Genomic DNA, 21992 nt, shown 5'->3' with positions numbered 1-21992 from the left:
TCTAACTGATCGAGGCGGCGCTCCTACAGCGTGCGCTGTTCGGCCAGCCAGTTTTCGGCAAGCTTCAGCGGTTCGGGCGCCAGCTGATAGGTCCTGGTGCGGCCGATCTTTTCCGAGCGGACCAGCCCGCAGCCTTCCAGCACTTTCAAATGTTCGATGAAGGAGGGCAGCGCCATCTCGAAAGGCTGCGCCAGTTCGCTGACCGAGGCCGGGCTGCGGTTCAGCCGCTCTACCACGCGCCGCCGCGTCGGGTCGGCCAGTGCGCGAAAGATGCCATCGATCGGCGGAGGGGTTGCGGTGGCGGGTTGCAGACCGGTCATCACGACGCCCTCTCCACATGATAGGTGAGCACCACCGCGCCATTGTCGAAGGAACGCGTGTCGACAAGCTTGAGGTCGGTCGCGTCCTCCGTCTTGTCGAACAGCTGCGCGCCGCTGCCGAGGATCACGGGGAACACCATCAGCCGGTACTCGTCGACGAGATCATGCTGCTTGAGCGCGTTGACCAGCCTGCGGCTGCCGCCAACGACGATATCGCCCTTCATCTCCCATTTGAGTTTGCGGATCGCGTCCATCGGCTCGCCTTGCAGCACGGTGGTGTTGTTCCATGCCGGATTTTTCAGGGTCGAGGAGACGACATATTTGGGCATGCCGTTCATCCGGTCGGCGAATGGCCCCTTGTAGGTCGGCCAGCCGCTGGCGAAGCTTTCATAGGTCACTCGTCCGATCAGCAGCGCTTCGTGGTCCAGCACCTCCTGGAATTTGTATTCGATCATGCCGGCCCCGTGGCGCTTGCCGACCCAGTTGGTGTGCCGGAAGCCCGGCTCGCCGCCCGGCGCTTCCATCACGCCATCGATCGAGATCAATTCCGACACAACGATCCTTGCCATGGCTTTTCCTTTTCCGATTTTCGCAAAACTTAGGAAAATTCCTTAGTATTGGCAAGCCCCAAAATCGGGAGATAGCGGCCATGGTGCTAGCAAAGCGGGAAGGGCGGTTTTAGGCTGGTCCGCGGATTCGACTGTCAGCCCAAGGGAAGCGCGTTTTGACCATCACCATGTACGGCATCACCACCTGCGACACGATCAGGAAGGCGCGCACCTGGCTGGAGGGCCACGATGTGCCCTACCGGTTCCATGATTACCGGGCCGAAGGGATCGAGGCGGGCAAGCTGGATGGCTGGGTCGGCAAGGTCGGCTGGGAGCCGCTGCTCAACAAGGCGAGCACGACGTTTCGCGAACTGGCCGACAAGGACAAGCAAGGTCTCGATGAGAAAAAAGCCAAGAAGCTGATGCTGGCCAACCCGACCATGATCAAGCGGCCGGTGCTGGAGGTGGGCGACACAATCCTGGTTGGGTTTAAGGCTGATGTTTATGAAGGGGCGGTGGGGAAGTAGGCCTCCCCCGCAGCGATCCTTCGCGCCCCCCTCTGTCCTGCCGGACATCTCCCCCACGAGGGGGGAGATTGGCGGCTTCGGCGCCTCGCCTATCCTGCAACGCTGGTGATTGGCGAAAGTCCGCGTGACGTCTGATCTCCCCCCTCGTGGGGGAGATGTCCGGCAGGACAGAGGGGGGCGCTGTCCCGCGGCTTCCGAATGCCTATCGGCTCACTCCATCCCGCTCAAATACCCCGCCAGCGCCACGGCATTGTTGTGCACCTCATCATGCGCGCCGTAGAGCAGCGTCACCTTGCCCTTGCCGAGCAAGCCTCGCAGTTGCGCCACAGCCTCACCGTTCCCATCCAGCTCAGCCGCATACCGCTGCCGAAACTCCGCCCAGCGTGCCGGCTCATGCCCGAACCACTTGCGCAATTCGTCGCTCGGCGCGATCTCCTTCAGCCACAGCGTCAGCGCGGCATCCTCCTTGCTCACACCGCGCGGCCAGATGCGGTCGACCAGCACCCGCTGCCCGTCATCGCGCGAGGGTGGCTCGTAGATGCGTTTGACCACCAGATCGAAACCCATCGGGTCCTCCGTGGGTGGCCCTCAAGCCCATTCCCCCTTGCGCATCACCGGCACCTTGCGGCCATCCTTGTGGAGGCCGTCTATGTCGATCTTGTCCGAGCCGATCATCCAGTCGATGTGGATGAAACTCTTGTTGCCGCCGCGTTGGGCGATCTCGTCCTGGCTGAGCAAGGCGCCGTCGACGAAGCATTTCGAATAGCACTGCCCGAGCGCGATGTGGCAGGCGGCGTTCTCGTCGAACAGCGTGTTGAAGAACAACAGGCCGCTGGCCGAGATCGGCGAGGAATGCGGCACCAGCGCCACTTCACCGAGACGGCGCGAACCCTCGTCGGTGTCGAGCACTTTCTTCAGCACGTCCTCGCCCTTCGACGCCTTCGCCTCGACGATCCGGCCGTCCTCGAAACGCACCGAAATCTCGTCGATCAGCGTGCCCTGGTAGGACAGCGGCTTGGTCGAGGAGACATGGCCCGAGACGCGCCTGGCATGCGGGGTCGTGAAGACTTCCTCGGTCGGGATGTTCGGGTTGCAGGTGATGCCGTTCTTGGCGGTCGAGGCGCCACCCATCCATTCATGGCCGTCGGCCAGCCCAACGGTGAGGTCGGTGCCCGGCCCGGTGAAATGCAGCGCATGGAAATTGTGGCCGTTCAGCCATTCGGTGCGGCCGCGCAGTGCTGCATTGTGCGCCGTCCAGTTTGCAATGGGGTCTTCCACATCGACTCGCGATGCCGAAAAGATGGCGTCGGCGAGCTTCACCACCGCGACGTCGTCGGCATCGCCGGGGAAAACCTGTTTGGCCCAGGCGAGATCCGGATAGGCGACGATGTTCCAGTTGATGTCGAAGCCGGTGATCTTTTCCAGCGCCGGCTGGTAGGCCATCGAGTTCGCCTTGTTGGCGCGCGCCACCTTGGCCGGATCCTGCGCCGACAGCAGCGACGGGTCTTCGCCGCGCACCGCAAGCCGCGCCGCATTGTTGGAAAAGGCCTTTGCCATACCTTCATACATCCAGCCGGCGGCGCGATCGAAGCCGGCATCCGCGCCGTAGCGGAAGCGCGCCAGCGTGATCTCGTCATCATTGAAGATCGGCGTCACCAGCCCGGCGCCGGCCTTGTAGGCGTGCTCGACGATGCGCCTGGTCAGCGGCAGGGCCGCGATCGACGAGGTCAGCACCAGATCCTGTCCCGGCTGCAATTGTAGCCCGACCTTGATGGCGACTTCCGCCAGCCTGTCGAGCTTCACCGGGTCGATCGTTGCGGAAACGCCGCGCGAATGTGTGGTCATGATCCTGCCTGCCTTGGTCTGGGGGTGAAGCTTCCAACATAGAACGGCGCGCCTGTGCTTTCCAGCATCGTCGCGATGGCCAGCGTTTACGCAGCGCTATCGAGTGACCGGAACTGCGCCGCGGTCGCCGCGATCTCCTCGCGAATCCATGTCTTGAAATCGCCGACCTTGCGGCTTTCGGTTTTGGTCGCCGAGGTCACCAGCCAGTAGCCGAGGCCGCTCTGCGCCCGCACGCCGAAGGGCGCGACCAGCCGGCCGTCGGCCAGCGCATCGGCGGCCAGCAATTGCCAGCCGAGCATGACGCCATGGCCGGCGATCGCCGATTCCAGGCACAGCATCGGATCGGTGAAGCGCGCCCCCTTGCGGAAGGTGACCGGTTCGACCCCGGCGGCGCTGAACCAGCTGTCCCAATTGATCATCGCCCGCTCATCGGTGATGGCGCAGGTCTGCGCCAGGTCTTCGATGGATTTCAGTTTTTTGGCGATCACCGGCGCGCAGACCGGGAACACTTCCTGCGCCAGAAGTAGCTCCGCCCGTCCGCCCTGCCATTTGCCGTCGCCAAGACGGATGGCGATATCGATATCGGAACGCTCGAGATCGGCCAACCGTACCGAAGCGTCGATGCGCAACAGCACATTGGGATGCCGGTCGAAATGCCGTGACAGCCGCGGCAGCAGCCATTTCGAAGCGAAGGCCGGCGCCACCGAAACCACCAGCGTGCACTGGCTTGCCTCGTCGGCAAGCGCCACCGCCTGCGCCAGTTCGCGGAACCCGGCGCCGAGCCGTGCGGAAAACGCCGTGCCGAATTCGGTCAGCACCAGCCCGCTTGCCGTTCGTTCGAACAGCGCCTGTCCCAGCTGTTTCTCTGTGCGGTTGATCTGCTGGCTGACGGCGCTGACCGAGACGTTGAGCTCGCCGGCGGCAGCCGCGAGCGAGCCGAGGCGGGCGACAGTTTCGACGGCGCGCAGGCCGTTGAGATGGACGCGGTTCAGCATAGCCATTTCAGTTTTTCTAAACTGGCGCGGCTGAAATCTCAATTGAAACACAGCCCGACAAGGCAGATTTTAGCGGGACAGTCGGACCGAGGAGGCGAGGATGGTGACGATAATATCATTGCTCAAAGTCTTTGCCGCCGGCCACGCGCGGCGGCGCCCTGAGGGCGATGCCGTCAACTGGGTGGCCGATCCGCTATCGCATCCGGTGCTCGACACCATGTCGGAGCGCGAACTCGGCGACATGCCGTTCCGGTTGACGGCGCGCCGCACCGCCTATGAGACCGCGACGGTCAACTGCGGGTGACGCGTTAGCCGCGCACCGTGCGTGGCCTGCTGGCCCAACACAAGGCGGATTGTTTCGGCGGCCGCCAAATCTATGGTGCGCTGCAATGAACGCCGCGCCGTCACCTCTTCGCCTCGCTCTCGCCGGCATGATCGCCATGGCCGTCGCCATGGGCATCGGCCGCTTTGTCTACACGCCGATCCTGCCCGGCATGATGGAAGAGTTGCATCTGTCGCCGGCCGATGCCGGCTGGATCGCATCGGCCAACTATCTCGGCTACCTCATCGGCGCGCTCGCGGCGGCCGGCGGCTGGGCGCATGGGCGCGAGCGTCTGCTGATGTTTGGCGGCCTTGCCGCAAGTGCTGCGCTCGCCGCGCTGATGGGACTGACAGAGACGATGACGGCCTTTGTCGTCATCCGTTTCCTTGCCGGCCTCGCCAGCGCCTTCGTCATGGTGTTCATGGCCAGCATCGTCTTTGGTCATTTGGCTGCCGCCAACAGAAGCGACCTGCAGGCGCTGCACTTCGGCGGCGTCGGCCTCGGCATCGCGGCATCGTCGGCGCTGATGGCGGTGCTGGTCACCGAACATGCCGGCTGGGCGTCGGGCTGGCTGTGGTCGGGCGCGATTTCCGCCTGCGGCCTTGTGCTCGTCGCCTGGCTCGCCGGCGGCACCGTGCCCGCCAGCAGCGTGGCCGGCCGCGAACCGGCGCTGCCGAACGACCCGTCGCTGGTGAAGATCATCATCGCCTATGGCCTGTTTGGCTTCGGCTATGTGGTGACGGCGACATTCCTGGTCGCCATCGTGCGCCAGGGCGGCGGCGGCCGCGTCTTCGAGGCAAGCGTCTGGCTGGTCACCGGCCTTGCCGGCTTTCCCTCGGTCTGGCTCTGGCAGAAGCTGGCAGCACGGATCGGGCTCTACGCGGCCTATGCCTTGGGCTGCCTGGTCGAAGTGGTCGGCGTCACCGCCAGCGTCGCCATGGGCGGCGCCATCGGGCCGCTGCTCGGCGGCGTTCTGCTTGGCGGCACCTTCATCGCCGTCACCGCGCTCGGCCTGCAGACAGCAAGGCAGCTTGTCCCGCAGGCGCCGCGCCGGATCTTCGCCATGATGACCGCCGCCTTCGGCATCGGCCAGATCGTCGGCCCTGTCGTCGCCGGCCTGCTGGCGCAGGCGTCGGGCAACTTCTTCCTCGCCTCGATCGTCGCTGCCGCAGTCCTGTTGGTATCTGCTGGGATCACCTGGTCCGTGCCAAAATCGCCATGATTGTGGTCTTGCTCGATGCCGGGCACCGGGCGCGGGCATTTGCTTTCCAGCTAATGTGTGACTTTATGCCCGCTGATATCAGCTGATTTGCGCATCGACCGAGGATTTCACCACAGTGTTCGTATCGTTTTTCCCGCAGCCGAAGCTCTTCTTCACTTCTGTGGTCGTTTGGAGCCTTGCAGCAGTTTTGTTCTGGTTCGCCGTTGGAGAGCAGATGGGGGCGTTTTTTGGGTTGCCCCCCGCTGCTCCCGATACGGATCCGATCATCGGAATATCGGCATTCTGGTCGGCGCCATTTCTGTGGTTTTATATTTATTTCGTTGCAGTAGTGCTGATATTTTACGCCTTTTGGGCGATCTACCGGCCTCATCCCTGGCAGAATTGGTCCATCTTGGGATCGGCTTTCATCCTCTTCAGCACGAACTTCTCTGTCCAGGCGAGTGTGGTGCTCAATGAGTGGCGTGGGCCATTCTTTAACCTGATCCAGAAGGCGCTTACACCGCCCCCGGGATCGGTCAATCCCGGTGAGCTATACGCTGGTCTGCTGATTTTCCTCGAGATTGCGTTTCTGTGGATTGCAGTACTCGTCGTTACGCGGTTTTTCGTGAGTCATTTCATCTTTCGCTGGCGCACGGCGATGAACGATTTCTACATGAGCAACTGGACAAGGCTGCGGCACATAGAGGGTGCCTCGCAGCGTGTTCAGGAAGACACGATGCGGTTCTCCACAAACGTAGAGGACCTTGGCGTCAGTCTCGTCAACGCGATCATGACCCTGATCGCGTTCCTGCCTGTCTTGGCGCAGCTCTCCACGCACATAACAGAACTGCCAATAGTCGGCCATATACCCTATTCGCTCGTGGTGGCAGCGTTGGTCTGGTCAGCTTTTGGAACAATTCTACTCGCTACCGTGGGGGTCAAACTTCCTGGCTTGGAATTTCGGAACCAACGAGTTGAGGCGGCGTATAGAAAGGAATTGGTCTACGGAGAAGACTATGAAAATAGGGCTGACCCAATTACTGTAAGTGAGCTTTTCAATAACGTTCGAAAAAACTACTTTCGGCTTTATTTTCACTATGCGTATTTTAACGTGGCAAGGTATTTCTTCGGCCAAGCAGATAGTATCTTTGCGATAACCATTCTTATCCCAACAATTGCTGCCGGCAAGATAACACTGGGTATCTTTCAGCAGGTTCTTTCAGCTTTTTCAGAGGTAAGTTCGTCCTTCCAATACCTCGTCACGTCCTGGAGCGACATCGTCGTACTGATCTCCATCTACAAGCGCCTGCGGGCATTCGAGGCCACGCTGGAGGGCGAGGCACTGCCGACTATCGATCAGCATTACTTGGAGCGTGAGCAAGCCGGCTTGCGTCCTGAGGATCAGCCGGCAAGCTAAGGATGGAGGGCCGCGATTGGAGGCGGCTCAGCCGCCCACAGCCGCCTGCCTCTCTCCACCACGCTGCCGCGAAACATAATCGCGAAAACTGATGCACTCGACATCGGCTTTGACACAGGCCTCGCCGGCAAAACGCTCCAGCGCATTCCAGTAGGCGCCGTTGTTCATCAAGGTGAAGTGGAAGCTGAGCACCAGCGGAATGCGCTTGCCCTGATATTGCTTGTCGAAGGCGGCGCGGAACGCCTGATAGGTCCGCTCGCTGAACTCGGCTGCCTGGCTCGGCCGCTCGAAGCCCCCGGAATGCCGGACATAAAGATTGTAGTCCATGGCGATCACCGGTCGCCCGCTCGGGCCTTCCGGGATCTGCGGCAGCGGAAAGCGGGTGAGGCCACCGCTGGTCGGCGGCTCGACCGGGCCGTTTGAAACGCCGCTGCCGTCATAGTGGTAGCCGGCTTCAGGCAGAGCCTGATAAAGCCCCTTGCTGGTCGACAAATAGGGCGCGCGAAAGCCGACCATGGCATGGGCAATATCGCGCCAGCCGGCGGGCTCGGGCGTAATGCCATTGATCGCATAGGCGTTCTCCAGAATGCGCTCGAACGAGGCGAATTCCTTCAGCCAGTCGGCCTTGCTCCAGTCCTTGCCGTCGAAATGGCCGCAGCCATGGCTGGCAATGTCGTGACCTTCCGAAGCGGCGAGCCCGATCTGGTCGAGCCGGTCGGCGACTTCCTGCTTCGAGGCGGCGAAGCCGATGTTGGATTTGCCCGCGGACTTGCCGGGCGCTGTGTATTCGGCGCGCGTCTGCTGCGACAAAAGGAAGACGCAGGACAGAAAGTAGGTGAAATGCGCGCCGGTGCGCTTGGCCAGCGCCCGGCTGCGCTGCCATTGCGAAATCTCTCGGGCGCTGTCGAAGGAGATGATGACGACCTGCTTCGGCTTCACGGGGGCAGGCGGTGCCGGCGGGTCGGCGAAAGCAGCGCCCGCCGTGGCAAGCATGGCAGTGGAAAACGCAACGAAGCGGGACAAACGAGGCATCGGCAATCTGGGCTTGATCGGAGGCAGTCAAAGCCGGCTATCGGCAAAATGTGGCGTGGGTGCGGTCGGCGCCAGGCTGTTGCTCCCCGGCTATTAGCCGATTTTCCTGCCCAGCCCCTTCCATGCCGACAAAATTTCGCTAAAACGCGGGCTCAAGAAGCGCCCCTGCCGGGGCAGCAATGGTTTTGATTGATGTCCGACGACAGTTTTATCCGCGAAGTCAACGACGAGATGCGCCGCGACCAGGCGCAGGCGCTGTGGGACCGTTTCGGTCCGGCGATCCTTGGCCTCGCCATCCTGGTGGTGCTCGGCACCGCCGCCTTCGTCGGCTACCGCTATTGGGACGAGACCCGCGCCAACCGCTCCGGCGATGCCTTCTCGCAGGCGCTCAAGCTTGCCAATGATGGCAAGAGCGACGATGCGCTGACAGCACTTCAGCAGCTGGAAAAGGATGGCTACGGCGCCTATCCGCTGCTCGCCCGCATGCGTGCGGCAACCGTCAAGGCCGACAAGGGCGACTTTACTGCCGCCGTCGCGGATTTCGATGGCGTCGCCGCCGACACCGCCATTCCCCAGGGCATTCGCGACATGGCGCGCCTGCGGGCGGCCCTGCTGCTTGTCGACCACGGCTCCTTCGCCGACGTTTCCAGCCGCGTCGAGGCGCTGACCGCCGATAACAACACGCTGCGCCACACGGCGCGCGAAGCGCTCGGCCTTGCCGCCTGGAAGGAAGGCAAGACCCAGGATGCGCTGAAACTGTTCGATCAGATCGCCGCCGATGACGGCGCCCCGCGCAATGCGCGCCAGCGGGCGACGCTGATGTCGGAACTGATCCGCGGCTCGGGCGCGTCATGATACGCATCGCCCAAAATGCGCTGCGGTTTTGGGCGATGGATGACGGATTGTAGGGCCGGATGAGCTTCAAAGTCGCCATTATCGGCCGGCCTAACGTCGGCAAATCGACGCTTTTCAACCGGCTGGTGGGAAGGAAGCTGGCGCTTGTCGACGACACGCCGGGCGTCACCCGCGATCGTCGCGTCCACGCGGCCAAACTCTACGACCTGCATTTCGATGTCATCGATACCGCGGGCTTCGAGGACGCGGCCGCCTCGACGCTGCCCGGCCGCATGCGCGCGCAGACCGAGATCGCCATCCGCGAGGCCGACCTGATCTTCTTCACCATCGACGCCAAGTCCGGGCTTTTGCCCGATGACCGCACCTTTGCCGAGATCGTGCGCAAGTCCGGCAAGCCGGTCGTGCTGGTCGCCAACAAGGCCGAGGCCAAGGGCGCTCAGGGCGGCATGCTGGAGGCCTGGGAGCTTGGCTTGGGCGAGCCGATCCCGGTCTCGGCGGAGCACGGCCAGGGCATGCCCGATCTGCGCGATGCTGTCATCGAGGCCCTTGGCGAGAAGCGCGCTTTCGACGAGGAAGAGGCCGAGGCCGAGGAGGAGGTCGCCGCCAGCGAGGTGCTGATCGGCGAGGACATCACCGATCCGGATGCTGAAGCAACCTATGACGACACCAAGCCGATGCGCATCGCCGTCGTCGGCCGCCCCAATGCCGGCAAGTCGACGCTGATCAACGCGCTGATCGGCGAGGAGCGGCTGTTGACCGGCCCGGAAGCCGGCATCACCCGCGATTCCATCTCCGTCGACTGGGACTGGCATGGTCGGCGTCTAAAACTGTTCGACACCGCCGGCATGCGCCGCAAGGCCAGGATCCACGAGAAGCTGGAAGTGATGTCGGTGCAGGACGGCCTGCGTGCCATCCGCTTTGCCGAGATCGTCATCATCGTGCTCGACGCCACCATCCCCTTCGAGAAGCAGGATCTGCAGATCGCCGACCTGATCATCCGCGAGGGCAGGGCGCCGGTCATCGCCTTCAACAAATGGGACCTGATCGACAATCCGCAGGAGCTCTTGGCTGAACTGCGCGAAAAGACCGGGCGGCTGCTGCCGCAGGTGCGCGGCATCCAGGCGGTGACGGTTTCTGCCGAGACCGGGCGCGGCCTCGACAAATTGATGGATGCCGTCATCAAGACGCACAAGGTGTGGAACAGCCGCGTTTCCACCGGCAAGCTCAACCGCTGGCTGGAAAGCATATTGGCGCATCATCCGCCGCCCGCCGTCGCCGGCCGCCGGCTCAAGGTCAAGTATGTCACCCAGGCCAAGACCCGGCCGCCGGGCTTTGTCGTCCAGTGCTCGCGGCCCGATGCGATGCCGCAATCCTACGTCCGCTACCTCTCCAACAGCCTGCGCGAAGCCTTCGACATGCCCGGCGTGCCAATCCGCATCGCCTTGCGCACTTCGGACAACCCGTTCGCTGGCAGGGCGAACAAGCGCAAATGAGCGATGGCGGTTGCGGAACTTTCCGCAACGGTGGAGGGACAGCACCCCCCTCTGCCCTGCCGGGCATCTCCCCCTCAAGGGGGGAGATTGGCAGCGTCTCCGCCGCGCCTTTTCCCAAGCGTCCGAGATTGGCGAAAGCCACCGTGGTAGCCAATCTCCCCCCTTGAGGGGGAGATGTCCGGCAGGACAGAGGGGGGCGTGACGGAACGCGACGCTGGATACCTGTCCGGCTGTCTAAGCGACTTCTCTCAGCCGCTCATCCATCCGCGCACCTTCCGGCAGCGCCTCTATCGCCGCCTGCAACAATATGTCCGCCAGCCGCGCCGCCACGGGATCCAGTTCGGCGTCCTTCTGGTGCAGCACCAGCGCCATTGTCGGCAGTGCGGGCAAACCCAGCGGCGCCATTGCCCTGACATTGGCCGGCAGGCCGATATCGGTGCGGATGGTCAAGCCGAGCCCGGCGGCGACCGCCGCCCAGATGCCGCCAAGGCTCGGGCTGGAGAAAGCCATCCGCCATGGCAGGCCAGCGCGGTCGAGCGTTTCCGTCGTCACCGTGCGCAACAGGCATGGCGCTTCGAGCGCCACCAGCGGCAGCGCCTCGCCCTTGCGCAGGCTGGTCTCGATCACCTTTGCCGGGCCGATCCAGCGCAACTGCGCATCGCCGACATGTCGGCTGTAGGGCAGTGCCTGGCCGCTGTCCCAGGCCAGCGCAATGTCGAGATTGCCTGATGTGATCCGCTCGGCAAGTTCGTAGCTGCGCCCGATCCGCGCCTCGATCTTGACCTTGGGGTGCGACCGGGCGAAGCGCCCAAGCACCTCCGGCAGCACCGCCTCGCCAAAATCTTCCTGCAGGCCAAGCCTCACCCAGCCTTCCAGTTCGACGTCGTGGATGGCGGAAGCCGCCTCGTCGTTCAACTCGAGCAGCCGCCTGGCGTAGCCGAGCATGGTTTCGCCGGCTTCGGTCAGCGCCAGGCCACGTCCGGACTTGCGGAAGATCGGTGTCGCCGCCTGCTCCTCCAGCTTCTTCAACTGCGCGCTGACCGCAGAGGTCGATCGTCCGAGCCGGTCGGCCGCCTTGGCGAAACTGCCTAGCTCCATGCCGGTGACGAAACTTCTGAGGACATCGAGGTCGAAGGTGACGCGCCGCATCGCAACAATCCTGCTTTTCGGGAATAATTGTCAAAAACTTCCCGATATTCGGGATGAAGTTATGGCGGTAGAGACGAGGCGTCAAGGTCCGGAGAGGGCCATTACAGGAGTCGCCGCCATGTCGATCGCCGACGCAAACTGTGAGCCAGGCCAGGTTGGTCGAGCCGCCGTCACCGCCACTTCGGAGGCTGAGCGATTTCGCGCCAATCATCGCTGGAAGGTGCTTGGTATCGGCGTTGCCGCCAATGCCAGTTTCTCGGCCACCTTCGCCGGCATACCGGCGGCGGCGGTGTTTCTGCGTTCAGCCTATCAGCTCTCCAACGGCAATCTCGGCCTGGTCCTTGGCCTCCTCGGACTGGGCGTCGCCTTGAGCGAACTGCCTTGGGGCCTGCTCACCGACCGCTGGGGTGATCGCGGCGTGCTGTTGACCGGCCTCGGCGCGACGGCGGCGTGGCTCGTGCTCATGGCGTTGTTCATCGTGCCGTCGGCGACCTCTGTGCCTGGCGTTGCGATGCTGGCCGCATGTCTTCTGCTCACCGGCCTGCTCGGTGGCAGCGTCAATGGTTCCAGCGGCCGCGCCATCATGGCCTGGTTCCACGAGGGCGAGCGTGGCTTCGCCATGAGCATCAGGCAGACGGCGGTGCCGCTCGGCGGCGGGCTCGGTGCACTCGTCCTGCCGTCGCTGGCATCAGCACATGGCTTCGCGGCGGTCTTCGGCCTGCTGGCCGCCGTGAACGCAATCTCGGCGCTGTTTGCCTGGCGCTGGCTGCACCAGCCGCCCGAAACCGACAATGCCGGCAGCATGGCTACGGCCAAGCCGGCCGGTCCGGCGCCGCTGCGCAATGTCGAGGTCTGGCGCATTGCCACCGCCATCGGCCTGCTCTGCTTTCCGCAGGTGGCGGTGCTCACCTTCGCCTCCGTCTTCCTGCACGATTTCGCCGGCATGGGCACGCTCAAGATCAGCGCCAGCCTTGCCGCGGTGCAGACCGGCGCCATGGTCATGCGCGTCTGGAGCGGCCGCTTCACCGACCGACATGGCAACCGCCGTTGGTTCCTGCGCCTCTGCAGCACGACGAGCACGCTTGGCTTCGCGGCTCTTGGCCTGCTGGTCCTGGCGGCCGCCGCCACGCCAGGCTGGCATTCCGCGCTAATGCCGGCGATCGCGGTGCTGCTGGTCATTGCCGGCATCTCGGTCTCCGCCTGGCATGGCGTCGCCTACACCGAGCTCGCCACGCTTGCCGGCGCCAGCCGCGCCGGAACCGCGCTCGGCCTCGCCAACAGTTTCGTTTTCATCGCCTTCTTCGTGGTGCCGACAGCCATTCCGGCATTGCTTTTGGTCTGGTCGTGGCCTGGCGTCTGGCTGGTGGGGGCGCTCTGTGCATTGGCCGCCTGGCCGATCTTGCTGCGGCCGAACTGACGGGGCCTGCAACGGCGTCCCGTTTCGGGCCGGTTTGAAAAAACGCCATCGACAGCGTTAACCCCGCATCAAGGTTAATGCTTCACCTTGGCTCTCCAGTGGCTCAGTGGCGTTTCTGGAGAGTTCCCCGTGCATCGACGTGTCTTGAAGCGGCTGGCCGCCGCCGCCGGTGAGAAAAAACGTTCCTTCATATCGCCATTGGTCATCGGGCTCGGCATCTGGATCGGCTTCCCAACCGTCCTTGCCTACCAGGACATAGGCAGCCTGATTTCCGGCCTCGAAGCGTCGGGCACCCGCTGGAACTCTTATGTCGAGCGCTCCGTCGCGGGCTCGGTCCATGCCGCCGAAATGCCTTTCATCGATTCCGTCACCACCGGTTCGCTTTCGGGCTCGGGCGTGCGCCTGCCCGGCGTCGGCAAGGTCTCGTTTCGCGGCAAGGGCAATGTCGCCGGCGTCACGCCCGACGAGGACCGCATCATGCGCGCCGACAAGAAGGGCCGCATCATCCAGGTCTCGCCGGTGGCGCCGCCGAAGAACTTCAATGCCGGTTCGATTTTCCAGCGCACCTCCTCGCTGCTGCGGCCGAGCATGGACAGCGGCCTGAAGCTGGCCTTCGCCAAGCCCGGCATCAAGGGCAAGGAAATCCAGATCGCCCAGGCCTTCCATACCAATGTGGACAAGAAGCCCGATCCCGGCGTGCCGGCCATGCTCGCGGCGCTCGTCAACAACGACAAGCCTGACGTGCTGGCCACCGCCTATGCCCAGGCCGAACCCGACTACGCCAAGGCCTCGCCCTTCGAGGCACTGCTGCAGGATGAGGAGCCGAACGATGGGCGCTTCATTCCGCCGATGGCCAAGGGCGATCACTCGTGGATCCAGAATCCGCTGCCGGCCAGCGTCTTCTCCACGAAGGAGCAGGCCTGCCTCGCCAACGGCATCTATTTCGAGGCGCGCGGCGAATCCGTGCGCGGGCAGGCCGCCGTTGCCCAGGTCATTCTCAACCGCGTCCGCAATCCGGCCTATCCGAACTCGATCTGCGGCGTCGTCTACCAGAACGACAACTGGCTGAACCGCTGCCAGTTCTCCTTCGCCTGCGACGGCAGGAAGAAGCGCATCGAGAGCCCTGCCAACTACAAGGTGGCGCAGGATGTCGCCATGGCGGTCACCGCCGGCAAGATCTTCATTCCGGAAGTCGGCTCATCGACTCATTACTACGCCAACTATGTTCACCCGGGCTGGGCCCGCACGATGCAGAAGATGACCAAGATCGGCCTGCATATCTTCTACCGCACCTATGGCGGCGGCTGGAGCTGAGCCCTTCGGGCTGCCGTCTGTTGCGAGCCGCAAAAGGCCCCGGGCGCCGAAAACGGACAGCGGTCGCCGGACGGATTCGGGGCATGTGCCGACACTGTAGTGCCGGGCACGATGTCGCACCTCTCCAAGTGGTTGATTTCAATAGAGAAAATACATGGCTTTGAAGTCCCGTCCGTGGCTTGACGGGCGCAAACCCTCTAACTATGTTGCCGGCGACTTTAGAAGCGGACGGACGGTGACGGTCTGACCGGGCAGGGGGGTTACGATGGCCGACAAGAACGGGCCACACGGAACCGGAGAAACCGGCCGCGGCAGCAAGCACGAACCCGACATCCGCGACGAAGACCTCGAGCGCCGCCGGCGCGAGCTTGGAGCATCCCTTGCGACAAGACGGCCGGATCGGCTAGAGGGGAATGACGGCGCGAAAGCGACGGCCGGATATGGCCAGGCGCTCAAGCTGTCCAGCGAGTTCATCGCCGGGATAGTGGTGGGTGTGGGCCTTGGCTGGTTTCTGGATCGTGTGGCGGGAACCTCGCCATGGGGTCTGATCGTCGGCTTGTTGCTGGGCTTTGGCGCCGGCGTGCTCAATGTCCTGCGTTCGTCAGGTGTTGTGTCGGAATTCGGAAAAAGCGAGAAGTCGCGCGATCCGAAAGAATGAACTGGCGCCGCCAATGGCGCATAAGAACACTTAAAGCCGTTCGCGGCTTTGACGGGGATGTAAATGGCTGCTGACAAGGTCGATCCGATCCACCAGTTCCATATCGTCAAGCTGATTCCGATCAACATCGGCGGCTATGACCTGTCCTTCACCAATTCGGCGCTGTTCATGGTCGCGACCGTGGCCATTGCATCGGCGTTTCTTTACCTCTCGACCTCGAGCCGCAGCCTTATTCCCGGCCGCCTGCAGTCGGTTTCAGAAATGGCCTACGAGTTCGTCGCAAACATGTTGCGCGATGCAGCCGGCACCCAAGGCATGAAGTTCTTTCCCTTCGTGTTCTCGCTGTTCATGTTCGTCCTTGTCGCCAATCTGCTTGGCCTTTTTCCTTATTTCTTCACCATTACCAGCCACATCATCGTCACCTTCGGCTTGGCCGCGTTGGTGATCGGAACCGTCATCGTCTATGGCTTCATGAAGCACGGCCTGGGCTTCCTCAAGCTTTTCGTGCCGAAGGGCGTGCCCATCCTGATGATGGTGCTTGTCGTTCCGATCGAGGTGATTTCCTTTGTCTCGCGTCCGGTCAGCCTGTCGGTTCGTCTGTTCGCCAACATGCTCGCCGGCCACATTACCCTGAAGGTGTTTTCCGGGTTTGTGGTCAGCCTGAGTGCGCTCGGTGCGCTCGGCGTTGCGGGATCGATCCTGCCGCTGGCAATGGCCGTGGCGCTGACCGCGCTGGAATTGCTCGTGGCGCTCTTGCAGGCATATGTGTTCGCCGTGCTGACCTGCATGTACCTGAATGATGCGCTGCATCCTTCGCACTAGATAGAGTTTCCGGCATTGGTCGCCGGATGGAATTGCAACGAATTACAGATCCAAAGGAGTTTTAAAATGGACGCAGAAGCAGCAAAGTACATCGGCGCTGGTATCGCTTGCCTCGGCATGGGCGGCGCGGGCATTGGCCTCGGTAACATCTTCGGCAGCTACCTGGCGGGCGCTCTGCGCAATCCGTCGGCCGCGGATGGCCAGTTCGGCCGTCTGATTTTCGGCTTCGCCGTGACCGAAGCTCTGGGCATTTTCTCGCTTCTCATCGCGCTTCTCGCCCTGTTCGGCTGAGCCCTGTTTCGGCCAGCTATTGGTCGGCCAAGCATTGGGAAGAATTGGCTGGCCGCATTCCTGCGGCCATGCCTGATATCAGGGGATAGTCCATGTTCGTGACATCTGCCTTTGCGCAAGAGTCCGCACCCGCCGCTGAAGGCGCCCACACCGGCACGGAAGGCGACACGCATTCCGGCACCGGCGTGCCCGCCGAGGCGCACGGCACGTTCCCGCCATTCGATCCGGCGACGTTCCCGTCGCAGCTTCTGTGGTTGGCGATCACGTTCGGGCTGTTCTACCTGTTCCTGAAGAAGGTGGTGATGCCGCGCCTTGGCAGCATTATCGACGTGCGTAGCGATCGCATCACGCAGGACCTCGACCAGGCCGCCAAGCTGAAGGGCGAGGCTGACGCCGCCGTTGCTGCTTACGAGCAGGAACTGACGGAAGCCAAGACCAAGGCCAATGCGATCGGCCAGCAGGCCAACGACGCGGCCAAGGCCGAAGCCGAGACCGCCCGCAAGAAGATCGAGGCCGCGCTCGACAAGAAGCTCGGCGAGGCCGAGGCCAGCATCGCTTCCATCAAGGCCAAGGCCATGAAGGAAGTCGGCACGATCGCCGAGGACACCGCATCGGCCATCGTCGATGCGCTTGTCGGCGGTAAGGCCAGCAAGGCCGAGATCGCGGCTGCCGTCAAATCCGTGGCCCGCTGAGGAGCACATCATGGACGCCACATCGCTCGCGACGCTCTGGGCCACCGTCGCCCTGATCATTTTCCTCGGCGTCGCCGTCTACATCAAGGTACCCGGGCTGATCGCCAAGGCGCTCGACGCCCGTGCCGCCAAGATCAGCGACGAGCTTGCGGAAGCCCGCCGGCTGCGCGAAGAGGCCCAGCAGCTGCTCGGCCAGTACCAGAAGAAGCGCAAGGAAGCCGAGCAGGAGGCCGCGGCCATCGTCGCCGCAGCCAAGCGCGAGGCGGACATGCTTGCCGCCGAGGCGCACAAGAAGACCGAGGATTACGTCACCCGCCGCACCGCCCTTGCCGAGCAGAAGATCGGCCAGGCCGAGCGCGAAGCTGTCGCCGAAGTGCGCGCCAGCGCCGTCGACATCGCCGTCGAGGCAGCCCGCACGCTGCTTGCGGCCAAAGTCGATGCCAAGGCCGGCGCCGACCTGTTCAAATCCGCGCTGCAGGACGTGAAGGCCAAGCTGAACTGAGCGGAAGCCGTCAACGCATCATCGAAGCCGCCCGGGCAACCTGGCGGCTTTTTTGTTTGGAGGGTGAGCGAGGCGCCGAAGCTGCTGATCTCCCCCCTCGTGGGGGAGATGCCCGGCAGGGCAGAGGGGGGCGCGAAGGATCGCCGGCGTTCGGCTTTCATGCCGCGCCGGCTGCAAATCATGTAGGTGATCTGGCTGCTACAGGCTGACAGACTTGGAGGGACAGCGCCCCCCTCTGTCCTGCCGGACATCTCCCCCACGAGGGGGGAGATTGGCAGTCGCCGCAGTCGGCGCTCACTCCAACCCGGCAAAACTCTCTTCTTCCACCACCTCAACGCCACCCAGCCTGAACGGCGCGAACGACGCCCGGTGCAGTCTTGCCACCGGCCCATGCGCTTCGATCGCGGTGCGATGGCGGACCGTGGCGTAGCCCATATGGACTTCGAACCCATAGCGTTCGTGGTGGCTGCCGCAGCCGCACATCATGCGGTCGCGCATCACCTTGGCGACGATCGAGGCGGCGGCGATCGACTGCGAGCGCTGGTCGCCCTTGATCAGCGCGCGGCCTTCGCAAATGAGGCCCGGCGGCACGTCGCGGCCGTCGGCCAGTGCCAGCTTTGCCTGGATCGGCAGGCCGGCAAGGGCGCGGCGCATCGCCTCGAGGCTGGCTTTAAGGATGTTACTGCCGTCTATGCCTTCGGCACTCACCGAGGCCATCGACACGCCGAGCGCGGAACCGAGGATTTTCAGGAACAGCGCCTCGCGCTGCAAATGGTTGAGCCGTTTGGAATCATCGAGGCCGTCGGGAATGTTGGCGGGATCGAGGATCACGGCTGCCGCCACCACCGGCCCGGCCAGCGGACCGCGGCCGGCCTCGTCCATGCCTGCCACCGGCCACAAGCCTTCAGCCATCGCCTTCGTCTCGAAGGAGAAGTCGGGCTTCTCGACGATTTCGAAAAGAAGCGGAGAATCGGAACGCGCGCGAGCCATGTTGCGGCGAGGTTCGCATCGGCTCCGATTCTCCGCAAGTCCCTCCAGGGTCGAGTGGGGCAAGACCGGGAGGGCACCGTCTGCAGGCCGGGGGACAGGCCGGACGGGATTTCTTTGCCTGCCCAGCCAACGACGGCGGGGCAGGGATGATCTTCAGAGCAGCATCAGCTGCTCGGTTGCGTTGGCGGCGGCGACGAACTGGTCTGTTCTGAGCGTCCGCCGCTCGGCGTTGAGGCCGAGCCGCTTGGCGGTGATCTCGAAGCGTCGGCCGATCTGCCAGGCATAGGGTCCGGCGCCCTTCATGCGCTTGCCCCATTCCGAATCGTAGTCCTTGCCGTCGCGCATCGAACGGATCAGCGACATGACGTGCCGGTAGCGGTCGGGATAATGGCGTAGCAGCCAGTCCTTGAAGATCGGCGCCACTTCGAGCGGCAGGCGCAGGATGACATAGCCCGCTTCACGGGCGCCGGCGGCGCGTGCCGAATCGAGGATGCGCTCCATCTCCTGGTCGGTCAGGCCGGGGATGATCGGCGCCACCATTACAGAGGCCGGAATGCCGGCATCCGAAAGCTGCCTTATCGCTTCCAGCCGCTTGGTCGGCGTCGACGCGCGCGGCTCCATGGTGCGCGCCAGCATGCGGTCCATCGTCGTCACCGACAGCGCCACCTTGGCCAACCCGCGTTCGGCCATGCGCGACAATATATCGATGTCGCGCGTCACCAGATGGGATTTGGTGACGATGCCGACCGGATGGCCGCGCGCCTCCAGCACTTCGAGGATCTCGCGCATGATGCGGTACTGCTTCTCGATCGGCTGGTACGGATCGGTGTTGGTGCCGATGGCGATGGTGCGCGGTTGATAGCCATCCTTCGACAGTTCCTTGTCGAGCAGCCGCGCGGCGTCAGGCTTGGCAAACAGCTTCGATTCGAAATCCAGCCCCGGCGACAGGCCCATGAAGGAATGCGTTGGCCGTGCAAAGCAATAGACGCAGCCATGCTCGCAGCCGCGATAGGGATTGATCGAACGATCAAAGGAGATGTCGGGCGATTCGTTGCGGGTGATGATGGTGCGCGGCTTCTCGACCTGAACCTCGGTCTTGAACGGCGGCAGTTCCTCCAGCGAATTCCAGCCGTCGTCGAACACATGCCGGCTGACCGGTTCGAAGCGCCCGGACGGATTGATGCCGGCCGAACGGCCGCGGTTGCGGTCCGGACGGACGCGCATGCCGCTCTGTTCGATCATGGCATTGGCCATCTCGGCTCGTCCTGCTCCGAAAGCTGCAATGTCCGCACGCACGATATGTTCCATTTTCGCCCTCTCCCAGGGACTGTCAGCCGGCTGTCGAATCGCTCTGTTCATGAAAATAATCCTATTTTGCCGATGAGAACAAAGCAAGAACTTTTTGCTGCGCGATGCAAAACTGGCGCTTCGTGAGGCTTTCCGCTATTCGGCTGAAATGCTCAGCGTTCTCATCGAAACCCGTGACGACGAAGAGGGCCTTGCCCGCACGCTCGCCTCGCTGATCGGCGGCGCGGTGGAGGGCGTGGTGCGCGATGTCATCGTCTGCGACACCGGCTCGACCGACCAGACGCATCGTGTCGCCGACCACGCCGGCTGCCACTTTGTCGCCGGCGGCATTGCCGCCGGGATCCGTCAGGCGAAAGGCGACTGGCTGCTGTTTCTGGAACCCGGCGCACGGCTTTCGGAAGGCTGGATCGACGACGTTGTCGCCCATACGGCGCGGCAAACCATGCCGGCGCGCTTTTCCCGTGCCCGGGGCAGCCGCACGCCATTCCTGGCGCGGGTGCTTTCGAGAAACCGGGCGCTGGCCGAAGGGCTGGTCATCAGCAAGCGCCAGGCGACGTCCCTGTCGAAGAACGCACACAGCGCCGAAGCGCTTGCGCGTGGTCTCGCCACCAGGCGGCTGGACGCCGAAATCTGGGTGTCGCCGAAGAAATAACGCCGGTCGAATTCGTCGGGGCTCCCGCTATTGTGCATTGCACAAAAACTGACGCGGGGTTAGCATTCCATCGATGCGGGATATCAGGGTTTGGGTAATGCGGGAGCGGTAAAACCGACATTTCGTCGGCTGCCGTTCGTACCTGAGGACCCCGATGAACCTTTCGACCCCCGACAAATCCGGCGCCGCCAGCCTGGAAGCCATTGCCCGCAACGGCAGTCTGCTCCGCCGCATCGCCGTGCGCATCCCGACCTATCTCAAGGATATGCGCGAGAATCCGGCCTGGCTGCCGATGTTCATGCTTGCCCGCACCATGCCAGCGCGCAGACTGCACTGGCTGGGCGCTAAAGCCGCCCGACCGGCGCAGAGTGTCGGAGCGACGATGTTCAGGGGCGTCGAGCTCAAGTCGATCGTCGAAACGCTGCGCACCGATGGGTTGTTCTCAGGCCTGGTCCTGCCGCAGGCAATCTATGAGGAGATCGCCGGCTTCGCGCAGAGCACGCCATGCTTTGGCAATTTCGACCGCCGGCTCGAATTCATGCCTGGCGATCATGCCGAGGCGGAGAAGCGTTTCGGCCGCTCCCTGCTCAGCGGCCACTATTTCGAGCGCATCCTCGGCTGCAAGGCGGCACTCGCCATCCAGAACGATCCGTTGCTGCTCGACATCGCCCAGAACTATCTGGGCGGCCAGGCCAAGCTGATCACGACGCGCGTCTGGTGGAGCTTTCCGACCGGCGAGGCCTCAGATGCCGACAAGAACCTCGCATCGCTCGGCAAATACCATTTCGATCTCGACGACTGGCGCATGCTGAAATTCTTCTTCTATTTGAAGCCTTGCGATGCCGGCACCGGCCCGCATGTCTATGTCAAAGGCAGCCATAACAGGCGCAGCCTCAGGCACCAGCTGACGCTGCTGGTCGGCCATCCGGCGCAAGAGGTGCTCAAGGTCTATGGCGACGACAGCCCGGTGACGCTGACCGGCGAGGCCGGTCTCGGCTTCGTCGAGGATCCGTTCGGCTTCCACATGGGCACGGTGCCGTCGCGCACGCCGCGGCTGATGATGGAGGTCGGTTTCGGCGTCTCGCCGCCCTCGCGCCGCCGCTTCCACGGCGAACCGGTCATCCGCTGATCTTGATCTCGACCGGCATCCAGCGCGTCTGACGCCGGGCCATGCGGCCCTCGCGGCTCTCGGCATCATAATCCATGGCGGCCGGCTCGCGGCTGAACCGCGGCCGGTCGTCCAGCGCATTGACGATGACGATCGCCTTCGGGTCGCCGCCATCGGTGGTCACGGCCGCGACATAGACGCCGCAGTCCCGGCAGATGAGATAGTCGGCGGTGCGCAAGCCGAACCGGTATCGGTGCAAGCGGGCTTCATCCTCGACCGAAACGCTCAACCGTCCGAGCGGATCGGCGGCAGCGCGCGAGCCATGCCGGACGCAGAACGCGCATTGGCAGGCGCGGATCTCCATCTCGGATGGCTCGATCCCGGTTTCAAACGTCAGGTGAATGTTGCCGCAATGGCAACCGCCGCGGTACGCACTCATGGCATCTTTCCGTCCCAAGGACCTTGGCGACAGATTACCCGCCTGGCGGCCTGCAGGAAATGACCCTTCGAAGGCGCAAGCAGCGTTCTGCCTGA

Annotated in this window: 25 protein-coding genes; 15 read left to right on the top strand and 10 right to left on the bottom strand. The window is 63.5% G+C overall.

The annotated features are described in order from the left end of the window. Positions 1 to 23: 23 nt before the first annotated feature. On the bottom strand, positions 24 to 320 hold the full coding sequence (locus AC1DYO_RS19475) for an ArsR/SmtB family transcription factor (RefSeq protein ID WP_477265992.1): 297 nt from the start codon (positions 318 to 320) through the stop codon (positions 24 to 26). Next, positions 320 to 889 carry a dihydrofolate reductase family protein gene (locus AC1DYO_RS19470; protein WP_477265990.1) on the bottom strand — a complete coding sequence of 190 codons (570 nt, stop codon included), beginning with the start codon at positions 887 to 889 and terminating at the stop codon, positions 320 to 322. The genes AC1DYO_RS19475 and AC1DYO_RS19470 overlap by 1 nt, the downstream gene beginning before the upstream one ends. A 167-nt stretch (positions 890 to 1056) precedes the next feature. On the opposite strand from AC1DYO_RS19470, the gene AC1DYO_RS19465 reads away from it, so the two are divergent. Next, complete coding sequence (locus AC1DYO_RS19465) at positions 1057 to 1395, top strand: ArsC family reductase (protein WP_477265988.1); 339 nt, start codon at positions 1057 to 1059, stop codon at positions 1393 to 1395. A 210-nt stretch (positions 1396 to 1605) separates the two neighbouring features. Here the strand turns inward: AC1DYO_RS19465 and AC1DYO_RS19460 are convergent, their stop codons facing one another. The 3 genes from AC1DYO_RS19460 to AC1DYO_RS19450 all read right to left on the bottom strand — a co-directional run bounded on the left by AC1DYO_RS19460 (position 1606) and on the right by AC1DYO_RS19450 (position 4241). Further along, entirely contained in the window at positions 1606 to 1962 is a 357-nt protein-coding gene (locus AC1DYO_RS19460) for a DUF488 domain-containing protein (RefSeq protein WP_477265986.1), read from the bottom strand. A 21-nt stretch (positions 1963 to 1983) separates the two neighbouring features. Further along, positions 1984 to 3240, bottom strand: a complete 1257-nt coding sequence (locus AC1DYO_RS19455) for an aminopeptidase (RefSeq protein ID WP_477265984.1) — start codon at positions 3238 to 3240, stop codon at positions 1984 to 1986. Positions 3241 to 3326: 86 nt separating this feature from the next. Next, positions 3327 to 4241, bottom strand: a complete 915-nt coding sequence (locus tag AC1DYO_RS19450; RefSeq protein WP_477265982.1) for a LysR substrate-binding domain-containing protein — start codon at positions 4239 to 4241, stop codon at positions 3327 to 3329. 94 nt (positions 4242 to 4335) lie between these two features. Here AC1DYO_RS19450 and AC1DYO_RS19445 point away from each other — a divergent pair, with 94 nt between their 5' ends. The 3 genes from AC1DYO_RS19445 to sbmA all read left to right on the top strand — a co-directional run bounded on the left by AC1DYO_RS19445 (position 4336) and on the right by sbmA (position 7175). After that, the gene (locus tag AC1DYO_RS19445; protein WP_477265980.1) at positions 4336 to 4539 is read left to right on the top strand and encodes a hypothetical protein; all 204 of its coding nucleotides are present in this window, start codon (positions 4336 to 4338) and stop codon (positions 4537 to 4539) included. A gap of 85 nt (positions 4540 to 4624) precedes the next feature. Next, positions 4625 to 5779, top strand: coding sequence for a YbfB/YjiJ family MFS transporter (locus AC1DYO_RS19440; RefSeq protein WP_477265978.1), 1155 nt, complete (start codon positions 4625 to 4627; stop codon positions 5777 to 5779). Between the two features lie 115 nt (positions 5780 to 5894). After that, on the top strand, positions 5895 to 7175 hold the full coding sequence (sbmA, locus tag AC1DYO_RS19435; RefSeq protein WP_477265976.1) for a peptide antibiotic transporter SbmA: 1281 nt from the start codon (positions 5895 to 5897) through the stop codon (positions 7173 to 7175). A 27-nt stretch (positions 7176 to 7202) separates the two neighbouring features. On the opposite strand, the gene AC1DYO_RS19430 is transcribed toward sbmA, so the two are convergent. Then, positions 7203 to 8207, bottom strand: coding sequence for a polysaccharide deacetylase family protein (locus tag AC1DYO_RS19430; protein WP_477265974.1), 1005 nt, complete (start codon positions 8205 to 8207; stop codon positions 7203 to 7205). Between the two features lie 192 nt (positions 8208 to 8399). On the opposite strand from AC1DYO_RS19430, the gene AC1DYO_RS19425 reads away from it, so the two are divergent. Together AC1DYO_RS19425 and der are read left to right on the top strand one after the other, a co-directional pair. After that, entirely contained in the window at positions 8400 to 9062 is a 663-nt protein-coding gene (locus AC1DYO_RS19425; protein WP_477265972.1) for a tetratricopeptide repeat protein, read from the top strand. Positions 9063 to 9121: 59 nt separating this feature from the next. Next, complete coding sequence (gene der / locus AC1DYO_RS19420) at positions 9122 to 10555, top strand: ribosome biogenesis GTPase Der (RefSeq protein ID WP_477265970.1); 1434 nt, start codon at positions 9122 to 9124, stop codon at positions 10553 to 10555. Between the two features lie 234 nt (positions 10556 to 10789). On the opposite strand, the gene AC1DYO_RS19415 is transcribed toward der, so the two are convergent. After that, the gene (locus tag AC1DYO_RS19415; protein ID WP_477265968.1) at positions 10790 to 11704 is read right to left on the bottom strand and encodes a LysR substrate-binding domain-containing protein; all 915 of its coding nucleotides are present in this window, start codon (positions 11702 to 11704) and stop codon (positions 10790 to 10792) included. 118 nt (positions 11705 to 11822) lie between these two features. Between AC1DYO_RS19415 and AC1DYO_RS19410 the strand changes: the two genes are divergently transcribed. The 7 genes from AC1DYO_RS19410 to AC1DYO_RS19380 all read left to right on the top strand — a co-directional run bounded on the left by AC1DYO_RS19410 (position 11823) and on the right by AC1DYO_RS19380 (position 17400). After that, complete coding sequence (locus AC1DYO_RS19410; protein ID WP_477265966.1) at positions 11823 to 13121, top strand: MFS transporter; 1299 nt, start codon at positions 11823 to 11825, stop codon at positions 13119 to 13121. A gap of 129 nt (positions 13122 to 13250) precedes the next feature. Further along, positions 13251 to 14435: a cell wall hydrolase gene (locus AC1DYO_RS19405; RefSeq protein ID WP_477265964.1), complete on the top strand. Its 1185-nt coding sequence runs from the start codon at positions 13251 to 13253 to the stop codon at positions 14433 to 14435. Positions 14436 to 14700: 265 nt separating this feature from the next. Next, the gene (locus AC1DYO_RS19400; protein ID WP_477265962.1) at positions 14701 to 15093 is read left to right on the top strand and encodes an AtpZ/AtpI family protein; all 393 of its coding nucleotides are present in this window, start codon (positions 14701 to 14703) and stop codon (positions 15091 to 15093) included. 63 nt (positions 15094 to 15156) lie between these two features. Continuing rightward, entirely contained in the window at positions 15157 to 15915 is a 759-nt protein-coding gene (locus tag AC1DYO_RS19395) for a F0F1 ATP synthase subunit A (RefSeq protein ID WP_477265960.1), read from the top strand. Positions 15916 to 15981: 66 nt separating this feature from the next. Then, positions 15982 to 16206 (top strand): F0F1 ATP synthase subunit C, encoded by a 225-nt coding sequence (locus AC1DYO_RS19390; protein ID WP_006206606.1) that lies wholly within the window; start codon positions 15982 to 15984, stop codon positions 16204 to 16206. Positions 16207 to 16298: 92 nt separating this feature from the next. Further along, a complete protein-coding gene (locus tag AC1DYO_RS19385; RefSeq protein WP_477265958.1) occupies positions 16299 to 16898 on the top strand; it encodes a F0F1 ATP synthase subunit B in 600 nt (199 codons plus the stop codon). Positions 16899 to 16908: 10 nt separating this feature from the next. Next, entirely contained in the window at positions 16909 to 17400 is a 492-nt protein-coding gene (locus tag AC1DYO_RS19380) for a F0F1 ATP synthase subunit B (RefSeq protein ID WP_477265956.1), read from the top strand. Between the two features lie 294 nt (positions 17401 to 17694). Here AC1DYO_RS19380 and AC1DYO_RS19375 read toward each other — a convergent pair whose 3' ends face one another. After that, entirely contained in the window at positions 17695 to 18390 is a 696-nt protein-coding gene (locus tag AC1DYO_RS19375) for a ribonuclease HII (protein WP_477265954.1), read from the bottom strand. Positions 18391 to 18543: 153 nt separating this feature from the next. Next, the gene (locus tag AC1DYO_RS19370; RefSeq protein WP_352584514.1) at positions 18544 to 19698 is read right to left on the bottom strand and encodes a PA0069 family radical SAM protein; all 1155 of its coding nucleotides are present in this window, start codon (positions 19696 to 19698) and stop codon (positions 18544 to 18546) included. 148 nt (positions 19699 to 19846) lie between these two features. Between AC1DYO_RS19370 and AC1DYO_RS19365 the strand changes: the two genes are divergently transcribed. Together AC1DYO_RS19365 and AC1DYO_RS19360 are read left to right on the top strand one after the other, a co-directional pair. Then, positions 19847 to 20350, top strand: coding sequence for a glycosyltransferase (locus AC1DYO_RS19365; RefSeq protein WP_477266250.1), 504 nt, complete (start codon positions 19847 to 19849; stop codon positions 20348 to 20350). A 154-nt stretch (positions 20351 to 20504) separates the two neighbouring features. Continuing rightward, positions 20505 to 21479, top strand: a complete 975-nt coding sequence (locus tag AC1DYO_RS19360) for a hypothetical protein (protein ID WP_477265952.1) — start codon at positions 20505 to 20507, stop codon at positions 21477 to 21479. On the opposite strand, the gene AC1DYO_RS19355 is transcribed toward AC1DYO_RS19360, so the two are convergent. Continuing rightward, positions 21469 to 21897 carry a GFA family protein gene (locus AC1DYO_RS19355; protein WP_477265950.1) on the bottom strand — a complete coding sequence of 143 codons (429 nt, stop codon included), beginning with the start codon at positions 21895 to 21897 and terminating at the stop codon, positions 21469 to 21471. The genes AC1DYO_RS19360 and AC1DYO_RS19355 overlap by 11 nt on opposite strands. Positions 21898 to 21992: the final 95 nt, after the last annotated feature.

The organism is Mesorhizobium sp. P2_F5, assembly GCF_056403715.1.
Note: the sequence above shows the minus strand (reverse complement) of the source record. Positions and strands in the feature narration are given on the sequence as shown.